Annotated in this window: 22 protein-coding genes; 11 read left to right on the top strand and 11 right to left on the bottom strand. The window is 67.9% G+C overall.

Going from position 1 to position 22,764, the window contains the following annotated elements; all coding sequences use genetic code 11:
• Positions 1-46: 46 nt before the first annotated feature.
• Positions 47-1,015: a cation diffusion facilitator family transporter gene (locus C8J24_RS05155; protein ID WP_244180424.1), complete on the bottom strand. Its 969-nt coding sequence runs from the start codon at positions 1,013-1,015 to the stop codon at positions 47-49.
• A gap of 127 nt (positions 1,016-1,142) precedes the next feature.
• On the bottom strand, positions 1,143-3,722 hold the full coding sequence (mutS, locus tag C8J24_RS05150; protein WP_107930758.1) for a DNA mismatch repair protein MutS: 2,580 nt from the start codon (positions 3,720-3,722) through the stop codon (positions 1,143-1,145).
• A 151-nt stretch (positions 3,723-3,873) separates the two neighbouring features.
• Here mutS and C8J24_RS05145 point away from each other — a divergent pair, with 151 nt between their 5' ends.
• Entirely contained in the window at positions 3,874-6,132 is a 2,259-nt protein-coding gene (locus tag C8J24_RS05145) for an NADP-dependent malic enzyme (RefSeq protein ID WP_031394701.1), read from the top strand.
• Positions 6,133-6,269: 137 nt separating this feature from the next.
• Here the strand turns inward: C8J24_RS05145 and C8J24_RS05140 are convergent, their stop codons facing one another.
• Positions 6,270-7,058, bottom strand: a complete 789-nt coding sequence (locus C8J24_RS05140) for an SDR family NAD(P)-dependent oxidoreductase (protein ID WP_031392879.1) — start codon at positions 7,056-7,058, stop codon at positions 6,270-6,272.
• Positions 7,059-7,402: 344 nt separating this feature from the next.
• On the opposite strand from C8J24_RS05140, the gene C8J24_RS05135 reads away from it, so the two are divergent.
• Positions 7,403-8,017, top strand: coding sequence for a CHAP domain-containing protein (locus tag C8J24_RS05135; protein ID WP_082451190.1), 615 nt, complete (start codon positions 7,403-7,405; stop codon positions 8,015-8,017).
• A 13-nt stretch (positions 8,018-8,030) separates the two neighbouring features.
• On the opposite strand, the gene msrB is transcribed toward C8J24_RS05135, so the two are convergent.
• From msrB to C8J24_RS05115, 4 genes are all read right to left on the bottom strand, one after another.
• Positions 8,031-8,537 carry a peptide-methionine (R)-S-oxide reductase MsrB gene (msrB, locus tag C8J24_RS05130; protein ID WP_107931465.1) on the bottom strand — a complete coding sequence of 169 codons (507 nt, stop codon included), beginning with the start codon at positions 8,535-8,537 and terminating at the stop codon, positions 8,031-8,033.
• 62 nt (positions 8,538-8,599) lie between these two features.
• Entirely contained in the window at positions 8,600-9,847 is a 1,248-nt protein-coding gene (locus C8J24_RS05125) for a cytochrome P450 (RefSeq protein WP_107931464.1), read from the bottom strand.
• Between the two features lie 97 nt (positions 9,848-9,944).
• The gene (locus tag C8J24_RS05120) at positions 9,945-11,174 is read right to left on the bottom strand and encodes an ABC transporter permease (protein ID WP_107930756.1); all 1,230 of its coding nucleotides are present in this window, start codon (positions 11,172-11,174) and stop codon (positions 9,945-9,947) included.
• A complete protein-coding gene (locus C8J24_RS05115; RefSeq protein ID WP_107930754.1) occupies positions 11,171-12,088 on the bottom strand; it encodes an ABC transporter ATP-binding protein in 918 nt (305 codons plus the stop codon). The genes C8J24_RS05120 and C8J24_RS05115 overlap by 4 nt, the downstream gene beginning before the upstream one ends.
• A gap of 38 nt (positions 12,089-12,126) precedes the next feature.
• On the opposite strand from C8J24_RS05115, the gene queG reads away from it, so the two are divergent.
• Together queG and C8J24_RS05105 are read left to right on the top strand one after the other, a co-directional pair.
• Positions 12,127-13,278 (top strand): tRNA epoxyqueuosine(34) reductase QueG, encoded by a 1,152-nt coding sequence (queG, locus tag C8J24_RS05110; protein WP_107930752.1) that lies wholly within the window; start codon positions 12,127-12,129, stop codon positions 13,276-13,278.
• A 125-nt stretch (positions 13,279-13,403) separates the two neighbouring features.
• Entirely contained in the window at positions 13,404-14,390 is a 987-nt protein-coding gene (locus tag C8J24_RS05105; protein WP_244180420.1) for an MlaA family lipoprotein, read from the top strand.
• A gap of 5 nt (positions 14,391-14,395) precedes the next feature.
• Here C8J24_RS05105 and C8J24_RS05100 read toward each other — a convergent pair whose 3' ends face one another.
• The 3 genes from C8J24_RS05100 to C8J24_RS05090 all read right to left on the bottom strand — a co-directional run bounded on the left by C8J24_RS05100 (position 14,396) and on the right by C8J24_RS05090 (position 16,114).
• Positions 14,396-14,737 carry a hypothetical protein gene (locus tag C8J24_RS05100; RefSeq protein WP_183936195.1) on the bottom strand — a complete coding sequence of 114 codons (342 nt, stop codon included), beginning with the start codon at positions 14,735-14,737 and terminating at the stop codon, positions 14,396-14,398.
• A gap of 65 nt (positions 14,738-14,802) precedes the next feature.
• On the bottom strand, positions 14,803-15,501 hold the full coding sequence (locus C8J24_RS05095) for an EI24 domain-containing protein (RefSeq protein ID WP_056406908.1): 699 nt from the start codon (positions 15,499-15,501) through the stop codon (positions 14,803-14,805).
• A gap of 49 nt (positions 15,502-15,550) precedes the next feature.
• Entirely contained in the window at positions 15,551-16,114 is a 564-nt protein-coding gene (locus C8J24_RS05090; protein ID WP_107930744.1) for a helix-turn-helix domain-containing protein, read from the bottom strand.
• Positions 16,115-16,258: 144 nt separating this feature from the next.
• On the opposite strand from C8J24_RS05090, the gene C8J24_RS05085 reads away from it, so the two are divergent.
• The 3 genes from C8J24_RS05085 (at position 16,259) to C8J24_RS05075 (ending at position 18,405) form a co-directional block, all read left to right on the top strand.
• Positions 16,259-16,834, top strand: coding sequence for a DUF6456 domain-containing protein (locus C8J24_RS05085; protein WP_244180532.1), 576 nt, complete (start codon positions 16,259-16,261; stop codon positions 16,832-16,834).
• Complete coding sequence (gene dapF / locus C8J24_RS05080; protein WP_107930742.1) at positions 16,819-17,766, top strand: diaminopimelate epimerase; 948 nt, start codon at positions 16,819-16,821, stop codon at positions 17,764-17,766. The genes C8J24_RS05085 and dapF overlap by 16 nt, the downstream gene beginning before the upstream one ends.
• Before the next feature lie 84 nt (positions 17,767-17,850).
• The gene (locus tag C8J24_RS05075) at positions 17,851-18,405 is read left to right on the top strand and encodes a fasciclin domain-containing protein (RefSeq protein ID WP_031395557.1); all 555 of its coding nucleotides are present in this window, start codon (positions 17,851-17,853) and stop codon (positions 18,403-18,405) included.
• A 244-nt stretch (positions 18,406-18,649) separates the two neighbouring features.
• On the opposite strand, the gene C8J24_RS05070 is transcribed toward C8J24_RS05075, so the two are convergent.
• Positions 18,650-19,915 (bottom strand): NupC/NupG family nucleoside CNT transporter, encoded by a 1,266-nt coding sequence (locus C8J24_RS05070; RefSeq protein ID WP_031440507.1) that lies wholly within the window; start codon positions 19,913-19,915, stop codon positions 18,650-18,652.
• Positions 19,916-20,076: 161 nt separating this feature from the next.
• On the opposite strand from C8J24_RS05070, the gene C8J24_RS05065 reads away from it, so the two are divergent.
• The 4 genes from C8J24_RS05065 (at position 20,077) to C8J24_RS05045 (ending at position 22,764) form a co-directional block, all read left to right on the top strand.
• Positions 20,077-20,721 carry a queuosine precursor transporter gene (locus C8J24_RS05065; RefSeq protein WP_031440508.1) on the top strand — a complete coding sequence of 215 codons (645 nt, stop codon included), beginning with the start codon at positions 20,077-20,079 and terminating at the stop codon, positions 20,719-20,721.
• 239 nt (positions 20,722-20,960) lie between these two features.
• Positions 20,961-21,878: an acetylglutamate kinase gene (gene argB / locus C8J24_RS05060; protein WP_031440509.1), complete on the top strand. Its 918-nt coding sequence runs from the start codon at positions 20,961-20,963 to the stop codon at positions 21,876-21,878.
• 290 nt (positions 21,879-22,168) lie between these two features.
• Positions 22,169-22,471, top strand: a complete 303-nt coding sequence (locus C8J24_RS05050) for a YggT family protein (protein WP_031395935.1) — start codon at positions 22,169-22,171, stop codon at positions 22,469-22,471.
• Complete coding sequence (locus C8J24_RS05045) at positions 22,468-22,764, top strand: DUF167 domain-containing protein (protein ID WP_107930738.1); 297 nt, start codon at positions 22,468-22,470, stop codon at positions 22,762-22,764. The genes C8J24_RS05050 and C8J24_RS05045 overlap by 4 nt, the downstream gene beginning before the upstream one ends.

Below are 22,764 nucleotides of genomic sequence, written 5' to 3'. Positions count from 1 at the left end.
TTACTCCAGAACTATACTAGGATAACCCGCGCAACGCCCCAAAGGTTCATATCACTGCGTGGCGCGTCATCGAGCATGGCTGACCGTCGCCCGTCTCGACCTGCAACGTGGCATGGCCGATCCCGAAACGCTCCTGCAGCATCGTGCGGGTCGAGGTGAGGAACGGATCGCCGGGATGGCCGCCCGGCATGACCAGGTGCGCGGTCAGGACGGGCTCCGTCGTGCTCATCGGCCAGATGTGCAGATCATGGATCGCGGTCACGCCGGGGAGGGTGCATAGCGCCTCGTCGACCTGGTCGAAATCGATCCCGCGCGGCACCGCGGACAACGCCATTTCGACGGTCTCACGCAGCAATCCCCAGGTTTGCCAGAAGATCAGGACCGCGATGACGATGGAGACCGCCGGGTCGATCCAGGAGATCCCGGTCTGCCAGATCAGCACGCCCGCGATCACGACCCCCGCCGATACCAGCGCGTCCGCGGCCATGTGCAGATAGGCGCCACGGATGTTGACGTCCCCCTTGCGACCGCGCGCGAACATCCAGGCGGTGATCGCATTCACCGCGATGCCGATCCCGGCCACCATCGATACGGTCAGGCCCGCCGTGGGCGTTGGGTCTGCGAAACGCTGTGTCGCCTCGAGCAGGATAGCCCCGAGCGCGACGAGCAACAGCAGCGCATTGGTCAACGCGGCAAGGATTGTCGATCCCTTCAGCCCATAGGTAAAGCGCTTGGTCGGCTCGGTTCGCGCGAGCATCGTCCCCCCCCAGGCGACGACCAAGCCAAGTACATCGGATAGATTATGCCCGGCGTCCGCGAGCAGCGAAACCGAGTTGATCCGCAATCCCACCAAGGCCTCGACCGCGACAAACGCCACGTTGAGCCCGATCCCGATCGCAAACGCGCGGTCGAACGATGCCGGAGCATGGCTGTGTGCATGTCCGTGCCCATGTCCCGCATGCCCGTGTGCATGCCCGTGCCCGTGTCCCGCATGCCCGTGCCCGTGTCCGCTCAAAGCCCATGCTCCAATGATTCGGCCGGCGCGTAGCATCCGTCTTGCATGTGATACTAGGACGCCGCACGATGGGATTGCAGGCCGGGGGCAAGTATCTGCGATACAGTGGTTTTCGCCGGGTTTGCGCTCAGCCCTCGGTCGCGAGCGCCTTCAATCGGTAGAGCGCGTCGAGCGCGTCGCGTGGGCTCATCGCATCGATGTCGAGCTTCGCCAGGTCTTCGCGCAGCACGTCGCAGGCCACCTCCTCGATCTGTGCGGCGGCCGCGAACAGCGGAAGATCATCCAGCCCCGCCGCCAGACCGCCGGTTTTGGCACGCCCGGCTTCCAGCTTGGCAAGCACCGCTTTCGCACGCTGCACGGTGATCGGCGGCATGCCGGCGAGGCGCGCGACGGCGAGGCCGTAGCTGCGATCCGCGGGCCCGTCGGCGAGCTCGTGGAGCAGGACGAGTTCGCCCTTCCACTCGCGCGCGCGCACATGATGCAGCGACAGCGCCTCGCAGCGTTCGGCGAGCCGGGTCAGCTCATGATAATGCGTCGCGAACAGGCAGCGGCACCGATTGTCCTCATGGATAGCCTCGACCACGGCCCAGGCAATTGCGAGGCCGTCATAGGTGGAGGTGCCGCGACCGACCTCGTCGAGGATCACGAAGCTGCGCGGCGTCGCCTGTGCGAGGATCGCGGCGGTTTCGACCATTTCGACCATGAAGGTCGAACGGCCGCGCGCGAGATTGTCCGACGCGCCGACGCGACTGAACAATCGGTCGACGAGACCCAGCGTGGCCTTGGTCGCCGGCACATAGCTTCCGGCCTGCGCCAGGACCGCGATCAGTGCATTCTGGCGCAGGAAGGTCGATTTGCCGCCCATGTTCGGGCCCGTGACGAGCCACAGTCGCGAGGATTCCGACAGGTTGCAGTCGTTGGCGACGAACCGGTCGCCCGACTTGGCGACAGCGGCCTCGACGACCGGGTGTCGGCCTCCTTCGATCTCGAAACAGGCATGGTCGACCAGGATCGGGCGCGACCACTGCCCCTCGGCCGCGCGCTCGGCGAGACCGGCGGCGACATCGAGCCGGGCAAGCGCATCGGCGGTCGCGGCAATCGCCTCGCGGCCGGCAAGCGCCCGTGCGGTAAGATCCTCGAGATGGGCCGACTCCGCCGCCGTGGCATGCGCACCCGCCTGCGACACTTTCGTTGCGACATCGTGCAGCGCGGGCGTGTTGAAGCGTACGACACCTGCGAGCGTCTGGCGGTGTGTGAAACCGCTGTCGGGCTTCATCAGCGAATCGGCAGCCCGTGCAGGGACTTCGACATGATAGCCGAGCACGCCATTGTGCCGGATCTTCAGCGCGGACACGCCAGTCGAGGTGCGGAACTCGGCCTCCAGTGCGGCGATCGCGCGGCGTCCCCCAGCGCCGGTATCGCGCAGGTCGTCGAGAGCGGCGTCATATCCCGCCGCGATATACCCCCCGTCAGAGGCTTCGATCGGTGGCGATGGTACCAGCGCGCGCTTCAACAGGGCGATCAGGCTGCCATGCCCGCGCAACAGCGGTGCGACGTCGCTGAGCAGGCGCGGCGGATCGGTAAGTGCATCGAGCCGCTCCCCCAGGTTCCAGGCGCCGTCGAGACCGTCGCGCAACTGGCCCAGATCGCGCGGTGATCCTCGACCCGCGGCGAGGCGGCCAAGCGCCCGGCCGATGTCCGGCAGCGCGCGCAGCGTCGCGCGCAACCGTTCGCGCAGGGCCTGGTCGTCATGGAACAACCGGACGAGGTCGAGCCGCGCGTCGATCGCGGCCTTGTCCATCAGGGGCGCGCCGAGATCGGCACCGAGAAGGCGTGCGCCGGCACCGGTGACGGTGCGATCGACCGCGTCGAGCAGGCTCCCCTTGCGGACGCCCCCGGTGGTGCAGGTCAGTTCGAGGCTTTCCCGCGTCGCGGCGTCGATCGCCATCACCTGGGCTGCCCGCCCGATTCGTGGCGGGCGCAGGAAGGGCAGCGCGCCCTTCGCGTTATGTTCGAGATACGCGACCAGACCGCCCGCCGCTGCCAGCGCGGCCCGCCCGAACTGCCCGAAGCCGTCGAGGGTCGCGACGCCGTAGATCCGCTTGAGCCGTGCCTCGCCCGCACCGCTATCGAAATCGCTCCTGGGGCGCAGCGTCGTGCCGGCCTCTGCGAAACCGCTCGCCTCGGCGACGACGATCTCGGCCGCGGCAAGTCGCGCAAGTTCGGCCCCGATCGCGTCATCGGCGACGTCGATGACCTCGAACCGGCCGGTGGACACGTCGGCCGCGGCAATCGCGACGGATCCCCCGGCTTCACCGATCGCCACGCACCAATTGTCGCTGCGCGCGTCGAGCAAGGCTTCCTCGGTCAGCGTGCCCGCGGTCACGACGCGCACGATCGCGCGGGCGACCAGCGCCTTCGATCCGCCGCGCGCCTTCGCCTCGGCCGGGCTCTCGACCTGTTCGGCGATCGCGACGCGGTGCCCGGCCTTGATCAGTCGCTGGAGATAGGCGGTGGCCGCGTGGACTGGTACGCCGCACATCGGGATCGGCTTGCCCTCATGCTCGCCGCGGGCGGTCAGCGCGATGTCGAGCACCGCCGCGGCGATGCGCGCATCGTCCATGAACAGCTCGAAAAAATCGCCCATGCGGTAGAACAGCAGGCAATCCTGCGCCTCGGCCTTGAGGCCGAGATACTGCGTCATCATCGGGGTAGCGGCGGGAGTGGACATCGGCGCGGGGTAGCGAAAACCGTCCGCACGTCCAATAGCACTGCGAAGGGTTCCCAAGGGGTGACGAACAGCCACGCGTTCCGTAAAGGCAGGGGCTCCCCCTGCAGATACCCCCGAGGCCCCGCTTATGTCCGACGACAATAATCTCCAGTTCTCCGAACGCGAAGCGCTGCTGTTCCATTCGGAAGGCCGTCCCGGGAAGCTCGAGATCATTGCGTCCAAACCGATGGCGACGCAGCGCGACCTCGCGCTCGCCTATTCGCCCGGCGTGGCGATTCCGGTGCAGGCGATCGCCGATGACCCCTCGACCGCCTATGACTATACCGCCAAGGGCAATCTGGTCGCGGTGATCTCGAACGGGACCGCGATCCTCGGCATGGGCAATCTCGGCGCGCTCGCGTCGAAGCCGGTGATGGAGGGCAAGGCGGTGCTCTTCAAGCGCTTCGCCGACGTCGACTCGATCGACATCGAGCTGAAGACCGAGGATGTCGATCGCTTCATCGATGCGGTCGAGCTGATGGAACCGACGTTCGGCGGCATCAACCTCGAGGACATCAAGGCGCCCGAGTGCTTCATCATCGAGCAGACGCTGCGCGAGCGGATGAATATCCCCGTATTTCATGACGATCAGCACGGCACCGCGATCATCTGTGCGGCCGGGCTGATCAACGCCTGCCTCGTGACCGGGCGCAAGCTTGGCGACATCAAGCTGGTCGTCAACGGCGCGGGCGCGGCGGCGATCGCGTGCACCGAGCTGATGAAGGCGATGGGCGTGCGGCCCGACAACGTCATCATGTGCGACCGTACCGGCGTGATCTACCAGGGTCGCGACGACGTGAACCAGTGGCAGTCGGCGCATGCCACGACGAGCAGCGCGCGGACGCTGACCGAGGCGCTGGTCGGCGCGGACGTGTTCCTCGGCCTGTCGGCGGCAGGCGCGCTCAAGCCCGAGATGGTCAAGGACATGGCGGCTGCGCCGATCATCTTCGCGATGGCCAATCCCGAGCCGGAAATCCGCCCGGAGCTGGCGATGGCCGCGCGCCCCGACGCGATCGTCGCGACGGGCCGGTCGGATTATCCGAACCAGGTCAACAACGTGCTGTGCTTCCCGTTCATCTTCCGCGGTGCGCTCGACGTCCGCGCGACGGGGATCAACGACGCGATGAAGATCGCCGCGGCCAATGCGATCGCCGAGCTCGCGCGCGAGCGTGTGCCCGAGGAGGTCGCGCTGGCCTATGGCGTCAGCCACAGCTTCGGCCCCGCCTATATCATCCCCGCGCCGTTCGATCCGCGGCTGATGGAGGTCGTTCCGGTCGCGGTCGCCAAGGCGGCGATGGCATCGGGCGTCGCGACCAAGCCGATCCTCGACATCGAGGCGTATCGCCAGTCGCTGCGCGCACGTCTCAACCCGACCACCTCGGTGCTGTCGATGGCCTATGAGGGCGCGCGGGCGCATCCCAAGCGCGTGATCTTCGCCGAGGGCGAGGAAGAGGTCGTGCTGCGGGCGGCGATCGCGTTCAAGGAGGGCGGCTATGGTACGCCGGTGCTGGTCGGCCGTGACGACGTGCCGGACCGGTTGCGCGCGCTGGGCGTCACCGACCCCGAGAGCTTCGAGCTGCACAACAGCCGCGTCTCGCCGCTGGTGCCGAAGATGGTCGAGCTGCTCTATGCCCGCCTCCAGCGTCGCGGCTATCTGCGGCGCGACTGCGAGCGGATGGTGAACCAGGATCGCAACATCTTCGGTGCGCTGCTGCTGCAGCTCGGCGAGGGCGATGCGATGATTACCGGCATCACGCGCACCTATGGCGAGACGATGCGCCAGATCTACCGCGTGATCGATCCGGCCGCGGGCAAGACGCCGTTCGGCATCCATCTGCTCGTCGGGCAGAGCCACACGGTGTTCATCGCCGACACCACGGTCAACGAACGTCCGACCGCCGAACAGCTCGCCGATTTCGCCGAGCAGACCGCGGCGGTCGCACGTCGCATGGGGCATGAGCCGCGCGTCGCGTTCCTGAGCTATTCGAACTTCGGCAATCCGAAGGGCGAGTGGCTCGACAATATCCGCGATGCGGTGACGGTGCTCGACGGTCGTCAGGTCGGGTTCGAATATGAGGGCGAGATGGCGCCGGACGTGGCGCTCAACCCGAAGCAGCTGGCGAATTATCCGTTCGCGCGGCTGTCGGGGCCGGCGAACGTGCTGATCATGCCGGGTCTTCAGTCCGCGCATATCTCGGCCAAGCTGCTGCGCGAGCTCGGTGGCGATTCGGTGATCGGGCCGATGCTGATCGGCATGGAGAAGCCGGTGCAGGTCGCGCCGATGACGAGCACGGCGAGCGAGCTGGTGACGCTGGCGGTGCTCGCCGCGGGTGGGATTGCCCGCTGACAGGCAAACCCTCTCCCCGGCGGGGAGAGGGAGCGAGCGGAGGTGAGGGCAAGGGCGGGAATGCGGCGCGTGCCCTCACCCTCCCACCGCTTCGCGGCGGGCCCCTCCCTCTCCCCCCGGGGGGAGAGGGGTTTTGCTTAGGCGTCGATGCTGGTGCCTAGTGAGGCGTGGACGAGGCCGCCGTCGACGGTGATGGTCTCGCCGATCACGTAATCGCCGGCGCGGCTGGCGAGGTAGATCGCGGCGCCGGCCATGTCTTCGTCGACGCCGACCCGCTTGGCCGGGATCCCTTGCGCGACAGCGTCGCCGTGATCGCGGGCGGCCTTGTTCATGTCGCTGGCGAACGCGCCGGGGGCGATCGAGGTGACGTTGATCGAATCGGTCACCAGCCGCGCGGCCATGCGCTTGGTCAGGTAGATCAGCGCCGATTTCGACGCGTGATAGCTGTAGGTTTCCCACGGGTTGAGCCGCTGGCCGTCGATCGAGGTGATGTTGATGACCTTGGCCGGCCGATCGCGCGAGCCCGAGGCCTTGAGCGCCGCGTGCAGCGCCTGGGTCAGGAAGAAGGGCGATTTGACGTTAAGGTCCATGACCTTGTCCCAGCCGACCTCCGAAAACTCCTCGAACGGAACGCCCCAGGCCGCGCCTGCATTGTTGACGAGGATGTCGAGCCGGCTCTCGTGCTCGGCGAACTGCGCCGCGAGCGCCTTGCAACCGGCGACGGTCGAGACGTCCTGCGGCAGCGCGATGCAGTTGGGGCCAAGTTCGGCCGCCGCGGCTTCGCAGGCATCGGCCTTGCGCGACGAGATATAGACCTTCGCGCCCTGCGCGATGAAGCCCGCCGCGATCATCTTGCCGATGCCGCGGCTGCCGCCGGTGATCAGCGCGACGCGGCCGTCGAGACGGAACAGGGTGGTCGTATCCATGCGGCATCCTCCAGAGATTTTTGCGACTGGTATCGCCGCGCGGCGTGCGTAGCAAACCCGTTTTTCGAATCGCCGTGGTTTGACGAGGCGGTGCGCCGTACTGTCATCGCAAAGCCGGCCATACTTCGCTCCTTTGATACATGCGGGACAGGGATCCCTCCCCGGATGCGCTTGTCCGCTGCGTCAACGGCAGAACTTCGGACAAGGGGCCGCGTGGACGGCGCAAAAAGGGGCTCGTCGGCGCGGCAACACGCTTCGTCGGATATGGTTCCGCGACGCCTTTCAATTAAATCCGCACTCCCGTAGCCAGACTGTGACGAACGGGTTTTGACCGGGGGGTCTCGATGAATTTCAAGGCGTTAGCAGCGCGTTTTGCGCTGGTGGTATCGTGCGGCCTGATGACGGCCACACCGGCAGCGGCCCAGTTCTGGCAGTGCGTGACCTTTGCCCGCTCGGTGTCGGGCATCGAGATCCGTGGCAATGCGAACACCTGGTGGAGCCAGGCCGAGGGCCGTTACGAGCGTGGCCATGCACCAAAGGCCGGTGCCGTCCTTGCCTTCTCGCCGACCTCGCGGATGCGCGTCGGCCATGTCGCGATGGTCTCGAAGGTCGTCAGCGACCGCGAAGTGCTCCTGACCCATGCCAACTGGTCGCGTCGCGGGGCGATCGAAACCAATGTCCGCGCGATCGACGTGTCCGACGCGGGTGACTGGAGCATGGTCAAGGTCTGGTACGGGCCGCAGGGCGATCTCGGCACCTCGGCCTATCCGACCAAGGGCTTCATCTATTCAGGCCATGCACCGCGCGGCGAGATGCTTGACGCTCCCGCGCAGCCGTCGCTCCAGATGGTCAGCGCGCCCAGCGCGACGCAGCGCGCCAACGCCGCCCAGCTCGCCACGGTGCAGCATGGCCCGACTGACCCGCGCGGCATCTTCACGCTCGTAAACGACGCGGGCTGAACCAGTTAAGCGATTACCGGGCCGCCATCGCCCGGAACGTCAGCGCATCGCCGTTCATGCAATAGCGCTTTCCCGTCGGCTTGGGGCCGTCGTCGAACACATGGCCGAGATGCCCGCCGCAGCGTCGGCAATGCACCTCGGTCCGCGCCATCCCGAGCGTCGAATCGACCCGGGTCCGCACGGCATTGGGCAAGGGCTGCCAGAAGCTCGGCCATCCCGTCCCGCTCTCGAACTTGGTCTTCGACGAGAACGCAGGCAGCGCGCAGCCGGCACAGGAAAAGATCCCCGCGCGATGTTCGCCGTTGAGCGGGCTTGAATAGGGTCGCTCGGTTCCTTCCTTGCGCAGCACGTCATACGCGTCGGGCGACAGCTTCTTGCGCCATTGTGCATCGCTCAGCGTGACCTCGAAGCGTTCGGCAGCCTGAGCGGACTGCGACGAGCAGCCCCAGAGGGCAAAGCCCGCCGCGCCGGCGCCGGCGAGCGTGAGGAACGTGCGGCGATCGGGCGGTGTGTGTGTCATGGTCATGATATAAGTACGAACCTTGCCGCGAACAGGATGCGCGCAGAGGCGGGCGATGAAAGTCAGTAGCGGCTGATCTCGACGGGGAGCGTGCGATAGCCGTGGACGAAACACGCGGCGACGCGGGTCGGCGGGCCGACCACGTTGATCCGCATGCGGCGCTTCGCCATCTCCTCGAGCAGGATCGCGAGCTGCATCTCGGCGAGCCTGGCCCCGACGCAGCGGTGGATGCCGTGGCCGAAGGCGAGATGGCGCCGCGCATTGGGACGGTCGACGCGGATCGCGTCGGCATCGTCGCCGAACACGCTCTCGTCGCGGTTCGCCGAGAGATACCACAGGGCCAGCTTGTCGCCGGCCTTGATCGACTGGCCCTGCAATATGGTATCCTGCGTTGCGGTGCGCCGCATGTGCGCGAGCGGCGTCTGCCAGCGGAGGATCTCGCTCACGGCGTTGGGAATGAGCGCCGGATCCGCTTCGAGCATGGCGCGGGCGTCGGGAAACGCGTCGAGGCCATAGGCGAGGGCTGACATCGAATTGCGCGTCGTGTCGTTGCCCCCGACGATCAGGAGGATCAGGTTTCCGATGAATTCGTGATGCTCCATATGCGCCATCGCATCCGAATGGATCATCATCGAGATCAGGTCGGGGGTCGGCGGCCGGTCGATCTTGGCGTTCCACAGCGTCTGGAAATAAGCCCCGCAATCAAACATATGCGCGAGCCGCTGCTTGCGCGTTTCCTCGTTTTTGACGAGTTCGATGTCGCCGGCCCAGTCCGACCACAGGGTCAGCTTGCGCCGATCCTCCCACGGGAAATCGAACAGGATCGCCAGCATCTGCGTCGTCAGTTCGATTGCGACGCGGTCGACCCAGTCGAACGGCGTGTTCCAGTCGAGCCCGTCGAGGATCTCCGCGGTGCGCCGGCGGATGTCGGGCGCCATGCGGGTCATCTCGCTCGGGGTGAAGGCGGGCGCCACCGTGCGGCGCTGGCTGGTGTGGATCGGGCGATCGCGCGCGATGAACATCGGCATGCGAACGTCGCGATCGCGATCGAAATCGGCGAGCGTGATGCCGCCGGCTTCGGAGGAGTAGAGGTCGGGCAGCGACTCGACCTCGACGATCCCCCGGTAGTTCGAGACTGACCAATAGGGGCCGTAATCCGAGCTCGCGACATGGTGGACCGGCCCATGCGCGCGAAGGTGGCGGAAGGGCGCGTGCCAGACATCGTCGCGGTAGAGGTCCGCGCGACTCACATCGAGCGGGTCGATCGGGGGTTTTCCGGTTGCCGCCCCGTTGGTTACGCGCTCGCTGATCGGAGCCGTCGTGATTTCGCCTGCAAGCGTCGCCACCCATCACTCTCCTGTTTTCGGGCAGGAGACCAAGTACTGACAGCGATGTCAACAACCTGTGTCAGTGCGGTTTCGCGCGGCGCCAGAAGGGCCGCGCGCTGCCCGACTGGAGCACGCCGCGGCGGAACAGTCGTGCGCCAACAACGATGAAGATCGTCACCCACAGGGCCTGCCAGGCCAGCGCCGCGACGTGCGGCCAGAGTTCGGGCGCGTTGGCGGCATGCCCGGCCATCGCAAAGGGCGAGGAGAGCGGGAAGAGCTCGGCGAGCGTCGCGATCCAGGTGCCGGGGCGCGAGACCGCGGCGGACGAGAGACCGAACATCGCGACCTGAAGGATCGTGATCGGCAGCGACAGCATCTGGATCTCGCGCATCGTCGAGGCCTGCGCGCCGACGCCGAGAAACACCGATCCCAGAAGCAGATAGGCCATGGTGAAATAGCCGGCGAACAGCAGCGCGAACATCGGTCCGCCGACTGCGGGACGGAGATCGCCGATCGCCGCCGCCGCGCCTGCGGGAAGCAATGTCGTGACCTGTCCGACGACGGTTCCCCAGAAGGCGACGAACAGCACCGCGACGCCGAACATGCCGATCAGCTTGCCGAAGAACACCGATTCGAGCGGGACCGCGGCGGCGAGCACCTCGATCACCTTGTTGTTGCGTTCCTCGGCCATCGTCCCGACGACCTGGCCCGAGAGGAACAACGTCAGGAAGAAGATCCCGAACACCGCGAAGAAGGCCGACTGATGCTGGCCGCCGACCGATCCGCGCGACCGCGTGATCCGGGTCTTGGTCACGTCGATCGGGGGCAGCGTGCCGCCTGCCTGTTGCGCCGCCAGCGTCGTCTGCGCGAGCGTCGCGAGATAGCCCGCGGCGCGGTCGCCGCGGGGACCATAGAGGATCTGTGGCGCCGCGAGCGGGCCGTAAAGGACTGCGGCGGCGTCGATATCGTTGCGGTCGAAGGCATTGCGCGCCTGTGCCGCCGGATCGGCGGAGGCCGGCTGCGTGGTCAGGTCGGGCGGTCCCTCGCCTGGCCGGAAGATGCCGCGCAGCTGCGTGTCGGCCTCGGCCATCATACGCGACTCGGCGGCGGGGAGGATCGCGATGATCTGCGCCTTGTCCTGCGCGCCGTCGGTGACGCTGGCCGCGCCGAGCCCGCCGACCGCCCCGAATGCGCCCATGATCAGCGGCGCGAACAGGAAGAGCAGGAAGATCGGGGTGAAGACGGTCGCGGTGAAATCGCGGCGGGCGATGGTGAAGGTCTGGCGCAGCGTGCGGCGGAAGCGGGTCATGGCTGCGCCTCCTGCTGGCCGACGATTCGCACGAACGCCTCGTGCAGCCCGGGGCGTTCGATCGAGAGTCCGGAAATCCCGTATCCCGCGTCGATCAGCCGCACCAGCAGCGTCTCGATCCCGCCGCCTGGCAGTTCGAACCGCCAGCCGTCGCGATCGGGCAGCGCATCGGGGGGCAGCACGCCGCGGATCGCGGGGTCGGGGCGGTGCGGGGTGTAGTGCACGCGCTGGGGCAGGACGCCGCGCGCGTCGTCGACGGTGCCTTCGAACCGGCGCTTGCCGCCGGCGATGATCGCCAGCCGGTCGCACAGCCGTTCCGCATGGCTCATGATATGCGTCGAGAACAGGATCGACGCGCCGCGATCTCGCTCGACAAGGATAAGCTTTTCAAGACGTTCCTGGTTGACCGGATCAAGTCCGGAAAAGGGTTCGTCGAGCACGAGCAGATCGGGCTGATGCACGACCGAGCCGAGCAGCTGGACGAGCTGCGCCATGCCCTTCGACAATTTGCGGATCTTCTCGTCGACCGCATGGCCGAGCCCCGCCCCCTCCATCAGCGTCACCGCGCGCGCACGCCCGGTCTTCCAGTCGAGACCGCGCAGCGCGCCCATGAACGCGATCGCCTCGCGTGCCTTCATCGCGGGATAAAGTCCCCGTTCTTCCGGCAGATAGCCGACATGATCCGAGGCGTCGCGCGGGCTGTCGAAGCCCAGCAGCGTGCGATGGCCTTCATCGGGCTCGATGATCCCGAGCAGCATGCGCAGCGTCGTGGTCTTGCCCGCGCCGTTCGGCCCGAGCACGCCGTAGATCGCGCCGGTCGGCACGGCGATGTCGACGCCGTCGACGACCCGCCGGTCGCCGAAGCGCTTGACCAGCCCGCTGGCCTTGACCGCCCATTCCTCGCCCACGCGCAAACTTCCTTCAAGCCGAGCGGCTGTGGTAGCGGGCGGACGTGCCCGACGACAAGCCATCCGACCTCGAATCGCGCGTGAAGGCCAAGGCGGCCGAACTGGGCTTTGCGGCGTGCGGGATCGCGCGCGCGGATGCGGCGCCGCTGGCGGGCGAACGGCTGCACCAGTGGCTGGCCGAAGGGCGGCATGGCGACATGATCTGGATGGAGGAGCGGCGCGATCAGCGGGCGAGCCCCGCCGGGCTGTGGCCCGCGGTGCGCAGCGTGATCGCGCTGGGCATGAGCTATGCGCCGAAGGACGATCCGCTGCGGCTGGCGGAGCAGGGCGAGGTCGGCCGGATCTCGGTCTATGCGCAGGGCGCGGATTATCACGACGTCATCAAGCGGCAGCTGAAGGCGCTCGGCCGGTGGCTGGCGAGCGATGCAGTTGGTGTCGAATATCTGTTCGATCTCAAGGTGTTCGTCGATACCGCCCCGGTGATGGAGAAGCCGCTCGCGGAGGCGGCGGGGCTGGGGTGGCAGGGCAAGCACACCAATCTGGTCAGCCGGACAGAGGGCAGTTGGCTGTTCCTCGGTGCGATCTACACGACGCTCGAACTGAAGGGCGATACCGCGGGTCGGGATCTGTGCGGGAGCTGTGACGCGTGCCAGCGCGCATGCCCGACCGATGCGTTTCCGGCGCCCTACAGGCTCGATGCGCGGCGCTGCATCTCGTATCTGACGATCGAGCATGCGGGGGTGATTCCTGAGGAATTCCGGGCGGGTATCGGCAACCGCATCTATGGCTGCGACGATTGCCTGGCGGTGTGCCCGTGGAACAAGTTCGCCGCGGCCGCGAACGCCAATCTCGCCTTTGCGCCGCGCGCCGAGTTGGTCGCGCCCGAGATCGCCGACCTGATCGCGCTCGACGATGCGGGATTCCGTCAGGTCTTTGCGGGATCGCCGATCAAGCGGATCGGGCGCGACAAGATGGTCCGCAACGCGTTGATCGCGGCGGGGAATAGCGGCGATCCGGCCTTGTCGGAGGGTGTCGCGGCGTTGCTGGGCGATCCGGCGCCGGTGGTGCGCGGGACGGCGGTGTGGGCCTTGTCGCGACTCGACGCGGCGCGATTCGCGGCCGAGAAAGCGCAGCGTCGCGGCAGCGAAAATGACGACGGCGTCCGCGTGGAATGGGATCGGGCGAACTTAAGCTGACGCGGGCCAAGTGACGCGCGACAGGGGAAATTATTCACAAACGCCGGTGTAGGGGCGCGCATTCGAGACTTGCCTTGCGGGGGCAATGCGGACAGCGGTGGCGGTCCAAGGGGCGATGATTGCATATGTTGGCATTTTCCACTGCTACGATGGTCGCCGCGCTGGCGGTGCAGGCCGTCGACCCGCTGCCCGTCGCGCCGGTCCCGGTCGCGCCGTCAGCGGTGGTCGCGGACGAGCAGCGCGTGCCCGAATCGCCCGTCGTGCCGGTATCGCCGCCCGTGGTGCCCGTAGCGCCGGTTGCAGCGCCCCAGACCGCCCCGGTTCCAGCGCCCGTTCCCGCCGAGCCGAACGCGCAGAAGGACATCGTCGTCGTCGGGCAGTCGCGTGATGCGGGGGATCCGCTCCGCGGCGTCAATGCCCAGGCGTTCGGGGCGACGCAGGCGGTCGACAGCGCGGTCGTGGGGCCGGTGGCGCGGGTCTACAAGCGCAAGGTCCCGAGCCCGATCCGCAAGGGTATTCACAACTTTCTCTATAACTTGCGCGAGCCGATCGTGTTCGTGAACTTCCTGCTGCAGTTCAAGCCGGGCAAGGCGGCCGAGACGGTCGGGCGGTTCGTGATCAATTCGACGGTCGGCGCAGCGGGGGTCATCGACGTCGCCAAGAAGCGGCCGTTCCGGCTGCCGCGCCGGTCGAACGGCTTTGCCAACACATTGGGGTATCACGGCATCGGCAACGGGCCGTTCCTGTTCCTGCCGCTGGTCGGGCCGACGACGGTGCGCGACCTGATCGGCGGGACGCTCGACCGGTTGCTGCTGCCGACTGCGATCGGGTCGCCGTTCACCGATGCGAGCTACACGGTGCCGGCCGGCGTACTCGGCGCGCTCGACCACCGCGCCGATTTCGACGAGACTCTCAAGTGTTTGCATGACGATGTGGGCGATCCCTATGCATCGTCGCGCGCCTTCTACCTGCACCGGCGGCAGGCAGAGATCGATCATCTCCACCGCCGGCCGCCGGCACCGCCGCCCGAATGCCAGGCGGCGCTGCCCGCGACGCGGATCCCCGTCGGCGCGGCGGGCGCGACCGAAACGGTGCCGCCGCCCGGGCCCTGAGCTGCCTAGCGGCCGCCGTCGCGGCGGGTGAGCGCGGCGACGCAGCTCGCGCGGTCGATCGTGCTGCCGTCGAGCTCGCGCGCGTCGATATAGGTGACCTTGGGTTCGCCCGATCCGGCGGGGTAGAGATAGGCGTCGAGCACGCAAATTCCGCTCTGGAACTGGAGCTTGCGCGCCACGCCCTCGCGGACATCGGCGTCGGGATCGCCGAACAGCCGGGTCAGCCCGGCGGCGGTCTGGCCGATCACGCGCTCGAGCCCGACGCTGGTATAGGGGATGGCGGGACGGCCGACCGGCGCGGTCGCGACGGGCGCGGCGCAGCCCGCGAGCGCGAGGCCGAGGGCCATCGCCAGGCCCGGGGCGGACCGCGAGATTGCGAAGCCTTTCAACGCGTTGACACGTGATCTCGTCATCAGCTGGTCCCCCGGGCGCGCACCGCTGCGCGCGTCCCGTGATAAAAATGCGTCGCCATCGCCGCGCCCAGCACGGGGGCGGCAATGTTGAGGATCGGAACCACGAACAGCGCGGTGTTCGCAAGACCCAGCACGAACCGCGACGCCCGCGTCGTCGCACGCCAGCCCCGCATCGCCGCGGCGTCCATGTGGCGCGCCGCCACCATGTCGCCGAGATCGCGCCCGAGCAGCCAGCCATTGACCACGAAAAACGCCGCCGCGGTCCCCACACCGGTGACGAGCAGGCCGATATAGACCGGCACCATCAACAGGTTGACGAGCAGCACGCGGAACGCCGAGCGCAACCCCATGGCGAGGCTGCGCGCGAACGGCACGGGCCGCGCGGTGGCGAGACTGGCGGGATAATGCCGCGCCTCGACCGCGGCGACGACGTCGTCGGCGAAGATCCCGACGACCGCGATGGCGACCGCGCGAAACAGGATCCAGACCGCGAGGATGGTCAGGAACAGCGCGACCGCGGCGGCGATCCCGGCCTGGTCGCTGCCCAGCCAGGCGGCGAAAATCGCCTTTGCGCCCAACCACATGAGCAGGCCGAGCGCGGCGAAGACGAGCAATGTCACCGCCATCGACTTGGCAAAGACGCGCAGCACCGGCGGATCGCCGAGCTGGCCGAGCGAGAGGAAGAAGCCGCGGATCATGCGGCAGCGATGGCCCGCCGCCTCCGGGCCGTCAATGCAGGGTTCCGACTCAGAGCGTGCGGATCAGGCGGACCGCGCGGGCGATCCAGACGGGGCGCTCGATCTGCTGGGGTGCGGCATCGTCGCCGACCGGAATAAGCGTGGGACTGCCGTCGGTTAGCGCGACCAGACGGCCAAAGGCGAAGCGGCCGGCGGGGCGGGGGACGAGCACGTCGCGGTAGAGCGCGCTCTCGAAGTCGTCGGGGCCGAGCGTGGTGCACCAGAGCACGTCGCCCGTGCGGTAGTCGCCGACGCCGGCGGCCACCGTCACTGCGACCTGACCCGGCTCGACCTGCGGCGGGGTGGCGAGGTTTGGGCGGGTAGGGGCTTGAATTCCGGTCGAATCCAGGATCGCGACGACGGGCAGATCGGCGCGTTCGGGCATCGTCACGAGATCGACCGCGGCGACGTCGAGCGCGGCGGCGATCCGGTTGAGCCAGCCGACCGACACGGTCCGCGTCCCCGTCTCAAGCCGGCCGATCGTCTGCGCGGTTGTCGGGGGATCACAACGCCTTGCGACGTCGTCGAGCGTCAGTCCCTTGGCGCGGCGGACGGCACGGATTGCAGTGATCATAGACAGGCTCCGTCGCTTGCACAAACCAGATAGGTTAGTTTCTCTTGCAATTTCTGGTCGAATATGGCAAGACAAACGGGACTCGGCAAATGGAAAGGGCGGCGTATGCAGGATCTGATCGAGGTCGCGATCGACGGGCGGGGCATGCGGCGGGAGCCTGACAGGGAAGGTGAGCGGGAAGCTGACAGGGTCGGTGAGCGGGAGGTGCAGCGGGAAGGTGTCGCGCGCGGCGGGCGGATCGGCGGGCGGAGCGTGACGGTCAATCGCGCGGAGTCGCCGCTGACCTGGCTGCGGTCGCGCGGGCTGATCGATGCGCGGCAGTTTGCGGCGGGCGAGCGGTTGCGCGCGGCGTACGAGACCGCGTCGATCGCGCCGAGCGTGACGATGCGCTGGACGCCGCGGGTCGATGGCGGCGGGCAGGACGCGCTCGACCCGACCGTCGCGCAGATCGCGGCGAAGCGGCGGTTCGATGCGGCGATCGCGGCGGCGGGGCCGGGGCTCGCGGATATCGTGTGGCGGGTGGTGTGCGCGGGCGAGGGGCTGCCCGCGGCGGAGCGCGCGCTGTCCTGGCCGGCGCGCGCGGGGCGGCTCGTGCTGACGCTCGCGCTCGACCGGCTGGCGACACATTATGAGGGCGGGGATGTTAGAGGACGCGAGGGGGGCGGCGGCTCGCCTTTGCGCGGCGACGCGGGTAAGGGCGCGGCATGCGCTTCGAACTGATCAAATGTCATGGCTCCGGCAACGATTTCCCGCTGATCGACGCGCGTGGGCTGTCGCTGGGCGATGCGGACTGGGCGCGCGTCGCACGCGCGCTGGCGGATCGCGCGGGGCCGGTCGGGGGTGACGGGCTGCTGCTGCTGACGGGCGGCGACGCGCAGGGGCGGGCGTTCGGGATGCGGATGTTCAATTCGGACGGGAGCGAATCGGAGACGTGCCTCAACGGGCTGCGCTGCGTCGCGCGCGCGGGGTTCGCCGCGACCGGACTGACGCGCGCGACCGCACGGCTGAAGACGAGCGATGCGCTGGTCGTGCGCGACGCGGAGATTGCGCCGGGCGTGTTCACGGTGCGCGAGACCGCGGGGCCGGCGTCGCTCGACGTGGCCGCCTGGCCGATGCATGTTGATGCGGACCAGATCGTCGAGACGCCGCTCGCCGGGCTGCCCTCGACGCGCGCGTTCACCGCGGTGGCGATGCCCAATCCGCATCTGGTGGCGTTCGTCGAGGCGGTCGACGATGCCGAGCTGGTCCGCGTCGGCGAGGCCTGCGAGGCGGCGCCCGACTGGCTGCCCAACCGCGCCAATGTGAGCTTTGTCGAGGTGCGCGGGACCGACCTGTTCGTCCGCACGCATGAGCGCGGGGTCGGGCTGACCGACAGTTGCGGCAGCGCGATGGCGGCGTCGACCTTTGCCGCGTGTCTGACGGGGCGGATCGCGTACGACACGCCGACGACGGTGTTCAACCGCGGCGGGCTGGTCCGCGCCGAGGCGGGGGCGGACGGCATGGTGACGCTGTCGGGCAATGCGACGGTCGAATGGACCGGGTCGGTGACGGTCGATCTGGATCCGGGCGAGCCGGGTGCGCGCGACCTGGTGATCGCGCGGCGGCATGACGAAGAGATTGCCGCCTGGGAAACATTGCGCACCGGAATGTAAAAAAGCGTGTGCATCGTTGCGGCCGGGGTGGCCGTATCTTCGCCGCGGCAGCCGGATCATCGGCGCCGATCAGGAGAGACTGTCATGACCCCCCTGTTTCGTACCACGATCATTGCCGCCGCTGTCGCCGTCAGCGGCACCGCGCTGGTCGCCGCGCAGACCAACCCGATGGTCGGCGGCGCCGCGATGTACCCGACCAAGACGATCGTCGAGAATGCGGTCAATTCGAAGGATCACACGACGCTGGTCGCCGCGGTCAAGGCCGCCGACCTGGTCGAGACGCTGTCGGGACCGGGGCCGTTCACGGTCTTCGCGCCGACCAATGCCGCGTTTGCGAAGCTGCCCGCGGGGACGGTCGACACGCTGCTCAAGCCCGAGAACAAGGCGCAGCTGGCGGGCGTGCTGACCTATCATGTCGTGCCGGGGACGATCATGGCCGCCGACATCGCCGCCAAGGCGAAGGCGGATGGCGGGACGGCCAGCTACACCACCGTGCAGGGTGAGCCGCTGATGTTCATGAAGTCGGGCAGCGGCTGGGGCATCATGGACGGCAAGGGGCACAAGGGGCGGATCACGATCGCCGATGTGCGCCAGTCGAACGGGCTGATCCATGTGATCGATACGGTGATGCTGCCGTGAGGGGGTGAGGGTTTCTAGCCTCTCATGCCCTCACCCTCCCACGCTTTGCGTGGGCCCCTCCCTCTCCCCCGGGGGGAGAGGGGTTTTGGGGTCCCTCTCCCCTTGGGGGAGAGGGAAGGAGGAGCCTTTAGGCGACGGGAGGGTGAGGGGTGGTTGGGATGAGCGGTCTCGAGCCTCTCGTGCCCTCACCCTCCCACGCTTTGCGTGGGCCCCTCCCTCTCCCCCGGGGGGAGAGGGGTATTTTTTAGCTGATCAGGAGGCCGGCCAGGGCGGCGGACATGAGGTTGGCCAGGCTGCCGGCGGCGAGGGCGCGGAGGCCGAGTTTGGCGATCATCGGGCGCTGGTTGGGGGCGAGGCTGCCGGTCACCGCCATCTGGATCGCGATCGATGAGAAATTGGCGAAGCCGCACAGCGAGAAGGTGATCACCGCGATCGTCCGCGGGCTGAGCCCGGGTTGCGTGCCGAGCGAGATATAGGCGACGAATTCGTTCAGCACGATCTTCTGTCCGAACAGCCCGCCGGCGATCCCCGCCTCGCTCCACGGCACGTTCAAGAGGAACATGATCGGCGCAAAGACATAGCCGAGCAGCCCCTGGAAGCTCAGCCCCGGCAGCCCGATCATGTTGCCGAGCCCGCCGAGCAGGCCGTTGGCGAGCGCGACCAGCGCGACGAAGGCGAGCACCATCGCGCCGACCGCGACCGCGAGGCGGACGCCGGTCTGTGCGCCCTGCGCCGCGGCCATGATCAGGTTGGCGGGCTTTTCCTCGTCATGCGTCGCCTGCGGCATGGGTTCGCCCGCGGAGGATTCGCCGGGCAGGTCGCCGAGCGCGAGCTCGCCCTCGGGCGGCGTGACGCGGTCGGGCATGATGATCTTCGCCATCAGGATCCCGCCGGGTGCGGCCATGAAGCTGGCGGCGAGGAGATAGTCGATGCGGATCCCCATCGAGGCATAGGCCGCGAGGATCGTCCCCGCGACGCCCGCCATGCCGCTGGTCATCACGGTGAAGAGCTGGGCGGGGGTGAGCCCGGCGAGATAGGGGCGGATGACGAGCGGCGATTCGCTCTGGCCGACGAAGATGTTCGCGGCCGCGCAGAGCGATTCGACCTTCGACACGCCGATCACCTTCTCGATGCCGCCGCCGACCCAGCGCACCACGAACTGCATGATGCCGAGATAATAGAGGATCGAGACGAGGCTGGCGAAGAAGATGATGACGGGGAGGGCGGCGATCGCGAAGCTCTGGCCGCCGATCTCGGGGGTCGCCATCTTGCCGAACAGGAATTCGGTGCCCTTTTGCGAATAGCCGAGCAGATTGGCGACGCCGCCCGACATGCTGCCGAGCACGACCTTGCCGAAGCTCGAATAGAGCACGAGGATCGCGATGCCCGCCTGGAGCGCGAAGGCGGCGCCGACGATCCGCAGCCGGATCGCGCGGCGGTCGCTCGACAGCAGCACCGCGATGCCGAGGATGACGGCGATGCCTGCAAGGCCGATGATCAGTCTTTCCATGGACGCCCTGCGTTTTGGTACGGTGACACACGCGGCCCCCCGGCTGCGCAAGCGGCCGACATGACACGGGTACGCCGTGCTCGCCAGTCATTTGACGCCTGCACGCTTTCAGAAGGGCTAGGCATTTGACGGCGCGCGGCATTTCGCTAGCGTCCGGCGCGATGACCACAGACCTTCCCGCGTTCCCGCGTTCGCTCTTCATTTTCTCTGTCCTCTATGGCGGCATGGTGTGCATCGCCGGCGTGCTGGGGGTGAAACAGGTCGCGCTCGGGCCGCTCGCGGTCGAGGCGGGGATCTTCGCGTTCCTGCTGCTGGTGGTGATCAGCAGCGCGATTTCGGAGCTGCACGGGCAGAAGACCGCGACGTTCCTGGTGCGGCTGGGGTTCATCCCGCTGCTGGTGTCGGCGGCGCTGATCCAGCTGGTGCTCGCGCTGCCGCATGATCCGGGGATGTACCCGCCCGCGGTCGACGCCTTCCCGGTCGTCGTCGGGCAGGGCGCGCGGATGATGATGGCGGGGCTGATCTCCTACGGGATCTCGCAGACGCTCAACGTGCTGATCTTCGCGCGGCTGGCGGGGCCGGTCGGCGGCGAGGGGCGGCTGGTGTGGCTGCGCGGCATGATCGCGAGCATCGTGTCGCAGGTGATCGACACGGTGCTGTTCATCACCATCTCGTTCCTCGGCGCGCGGCCGATCGTCGAGCTGATGGCGGGGCAGATGCTGACCAAGGTGGTGCTGTCGGTGGTGCTGGTGCCGTTTGCGATCACCTTCTTCGTGCGGCTGGGGCGGCGGCTGGACCGGGTTTGACGGAAGGGGGTGCGTCCCCCTCTTTGTCATTCCCGCGGAGGCGGGGATCCATAGTCTCGGACGCCGGTGAGTCCGACGCGAGGCCAGCCAGTCTGGATTCCCGCCTGCGCGGGAATGACGGGTTGGGTGAGCGCGATGACGGGTTGGGTGATGCCCGGTGACGGTGGGTGAGCGGGAATGACGGGGGGGAGGTGGCAGCGCGGCTTTCGCTAACCCGTCGCACTGGCTAAGGGGGCGGGATGACCGATCATACGCCCGATCCCGCCCTGCTCGCCAAGGCCGAGACGCTGACCGAGGCGCTGCCCTATCTGCAGCGTTATGCCGGCAAGACCTTCGTCGTGAAATATGGCGGGCACGCGATGGGCGATCCCGAGCTGCAGCGCGATTTCGCCGAGGACATGGTGCTGTTGAAGGCGGTCGGGATCAACCCGGTCGTGGTGCATGGCGGGGGGCCGCAGATCGGCTCGATGCTGAAGCGGCTGGGGGTCGAATCGCGGTTCGTCGACGGGCTGCGCGTGACCGACAAGGAGACCGCGCAGATCGCCGAAATGGTGCTGGCGGGATCGATCAACAAGGAAATCGTCGGCTGGATCGGCCAGGCGGGCGGCCGCGCGGTCGGGATTTCGGGGAAGGACGCCGGCCTCGTCCTCGCGCAGAAGGTCGGGCATGGCCGCGAGCCCGACAAGCTGCAGGGGATCGAGCGGCATGTCGACCTGGGGTTCGTCGGCGAGCCGATCGCGGTCGACCGGACGATCCTCGACACGCTGATCGCCGCGGACATCATCCCGGTGATCGCGCCGATCGGGATCGGTGCGGACGGGCATACCTACAACATCAACGCCGACACGATGGCGGGCGCGATCGCCGCCGCGATGGGCGCGGCGCGGTTCTTCCTGCTGACCGACGTGGTCGGCGTGCTCGACAAGCAGGGCGAGTTGCTGACCGATCTGGATCCGGCGAAGATCGCCGAGCTGCGCGCCGACGGGACGATCACCGGGGGGATGATCCCCAAGCTCGAGACGTGTGTCGCGGCGGTCGGGTCGGGCGTCGACGCGGCGGTGATCATCGACGGGCGCGTGCCGCATGCGATGCTGCTGGAGATTTTCACGCGGCAGGGTGCCGGGACGCTGGTGAGTGCGCGGGGCGGGGCGCGGTAGGGATTCTTCTCCCGTCATCCTGGGCTTGATCCGGGATCCAGGGTTATGGGGGATGACGCTGCTTGGCTCTGGATCCTGACTTTCGTCAGGATGACGGAGTTGGGGCAGGGTTGCCCCCTTTTTCGTCATCCTGGGCTTGACCCAGGATCCAGGGTTACGGGGGCTGACGCTGCTTGGCTCTGGGTCCTGACTTTCGTCAGGATGTCGGGTGGGGGTTGTTTGGAGGGGGCGGGGTTCTCGTTGTCGGTCCGCTGCCTTATATAAGGCATACACCAGCGGAGACCCTTGCCTTGCTCGCCCTTCTTCAGATCGTCCAGTTGCTGCTCAACCTCGTCTGGTGGGTCATCATGATCCAGGCGGTGATGTCGTGGCTCATCGCGTTCAACATCATCAACACGCAGAGCAATGTCGTCCGGTCGGTATGGGAGGCGCTGCAGCGGATCACCGAGCCGCTCTATCGGCCGATCCGGCGGATCCTGCCCGATTTCGGCACGCTCGACCTGTCGCCGCTCGTCGTGCTGCTGATCCTGTACATCCTGACCAACATCGTCGTGCCCAACATCGCACAGAGCCTGCTCGCCCCCGGGCTGTGAGCGAGCCGGCCGCCTGGCGGGCGGTGGACGGCGGTCTGGCGATCGCGGTCCGCGTGACGCCGCGCGGCGGGCGGGATGCGCTGGCGGCGGGGACGCCCGCGCATCTGGCCGCAAGGCTCGCGGCGGCGCCGGTCGATGGCGCTGCGAATGCCGCGCTGATCGCGCTGGTCGCCAAGAGCTTCGGCGTGCCCAAACGCGCGGTGAGGATCGTCGCGGGCGAGACCGCGCGGCTGAAACGGCTGCATGTCGCGGGCGACACGCCTGCGCTGGCGGAAATCGCCGCCGCGCTTTAG

The organism is Sphingomonas aerolata, assembly GCF_003046295.1.
Lineage (GTDB): Bacteria > Pseudomonadota > Alphaproteobacteria > Sphingomonadales > Sphingomonadaceae > Sphingomonas > Sphingomonas aerolata.
This window is presented reverse-complemented; position numbering and strand designations above follow the sequence as displayed.

Coding starts and splice junctions, on each gene's coding strand:
- mutS (WP_107930758.1), bottom strand. CDS start 3,722: ATGATGACGCAGTATCTCGGCCTCAAGGCCGAGGCGCAGGATTGCCTG.
- C8J24_RS05095 (WP_056406908.1), bottom strand. CDS start 15,501: ATGATCCGCGGCTTCTTCCTCTCGCTCGGCCAGCTCGGCGATCCGCCG.
- argB (WP_031440509.1), top strand. CDS start 20,961: ATGACCGATCATACGCCCGATCCCGCCCTGCTCGCCAAGGCCGAGACG.
- msrB (WP_107931465.1), bottom strand. CDS start 8,537: ATGACACACACACCGCCCGATCGCCGCACGTTCCTCACGCTCGCCGGC.
- C8J24_RS05070 (WP_031440507.1), bottom strand. CDS start 19,915: ATGGAAAGACTGATCATCGGCCTTGCAGGCATCGCCGTCATCCTCGGC.
- C8J24_RS05065 (WP_031440508.1), top strand. CDS start 20,077: ATGACCACAGACCTTCCCGCGTTCCCGCGTTCGCTCTTCATTTTCTCT.
- dapF (WP_107930742.1), top strand. CDS start 16,819: ATGCGCTTCGAACTGATCAAATGTCATGGCTCCGGCAACGATTTCCCG.
- C8J24_RS05135 (WP_082451190.1), top strand. CDS start 7,403: ATGAATTTCAAGGCGTTAGCAGCGCGTTTTGCGCTGGTGGTATCGTGC.
- C8J24_RS05085 (WP_244180532.1), top strand. CDS start 16,259: ATGCGGCGGGAGCCTGACAGGGAAGGTGAGCGGGAAGCTGACAGGGTC.
- C8J24_RS05140 (WP_031392879.1), bottom strand. CDS start 7,058: ATGGATACGACCACCCTGTTCCGTCTCGACGGCCGCGTCGCGCTGATC.
- C8J24_RS05075 (WP_031395557.1), top strand. CDS start 17,851: ATGACCCCCCTGTTTCGTACCACGATCATTGCCGCCGCTGTCGCCGTC.
- C8J24_RS05120 (WP_107930756.1), bottom strand. CDS start 11,174: ATGACCCGCTTCCGCCGCACGCTGCGCCAGACCTTCACCATCGCCCGC.
- C8J24_RS05090 (WP_107930744.1), bottom strand. CDS start 16,114: ATGATCACTGCAATCCGTGCCGTCCGCCGCGCCAAGGGACTGACGCTC.
- C8J24_RS05100 (WP_183936195.1), bottom strand. CDS start 14,737: ATGGCCCTCGGCCTCGCGCTCGCGGGCTGCGCCGCGCCCGTCGCGACC.
- C8J24_RS05145 (WP_031394701.1), top strand. CDS start 3,874: ATGTCCGACGACAATAATCTCCAGTTCTCCGAACGCGAAGCGCTGCTG.
- C8J24_RS05105 (WP_244180420.1), top strand. CDS start 13,404: ATGTTGGCATTTTCCACTGCTACGATGGTCGCCGCGCTGGCGGTGCAG.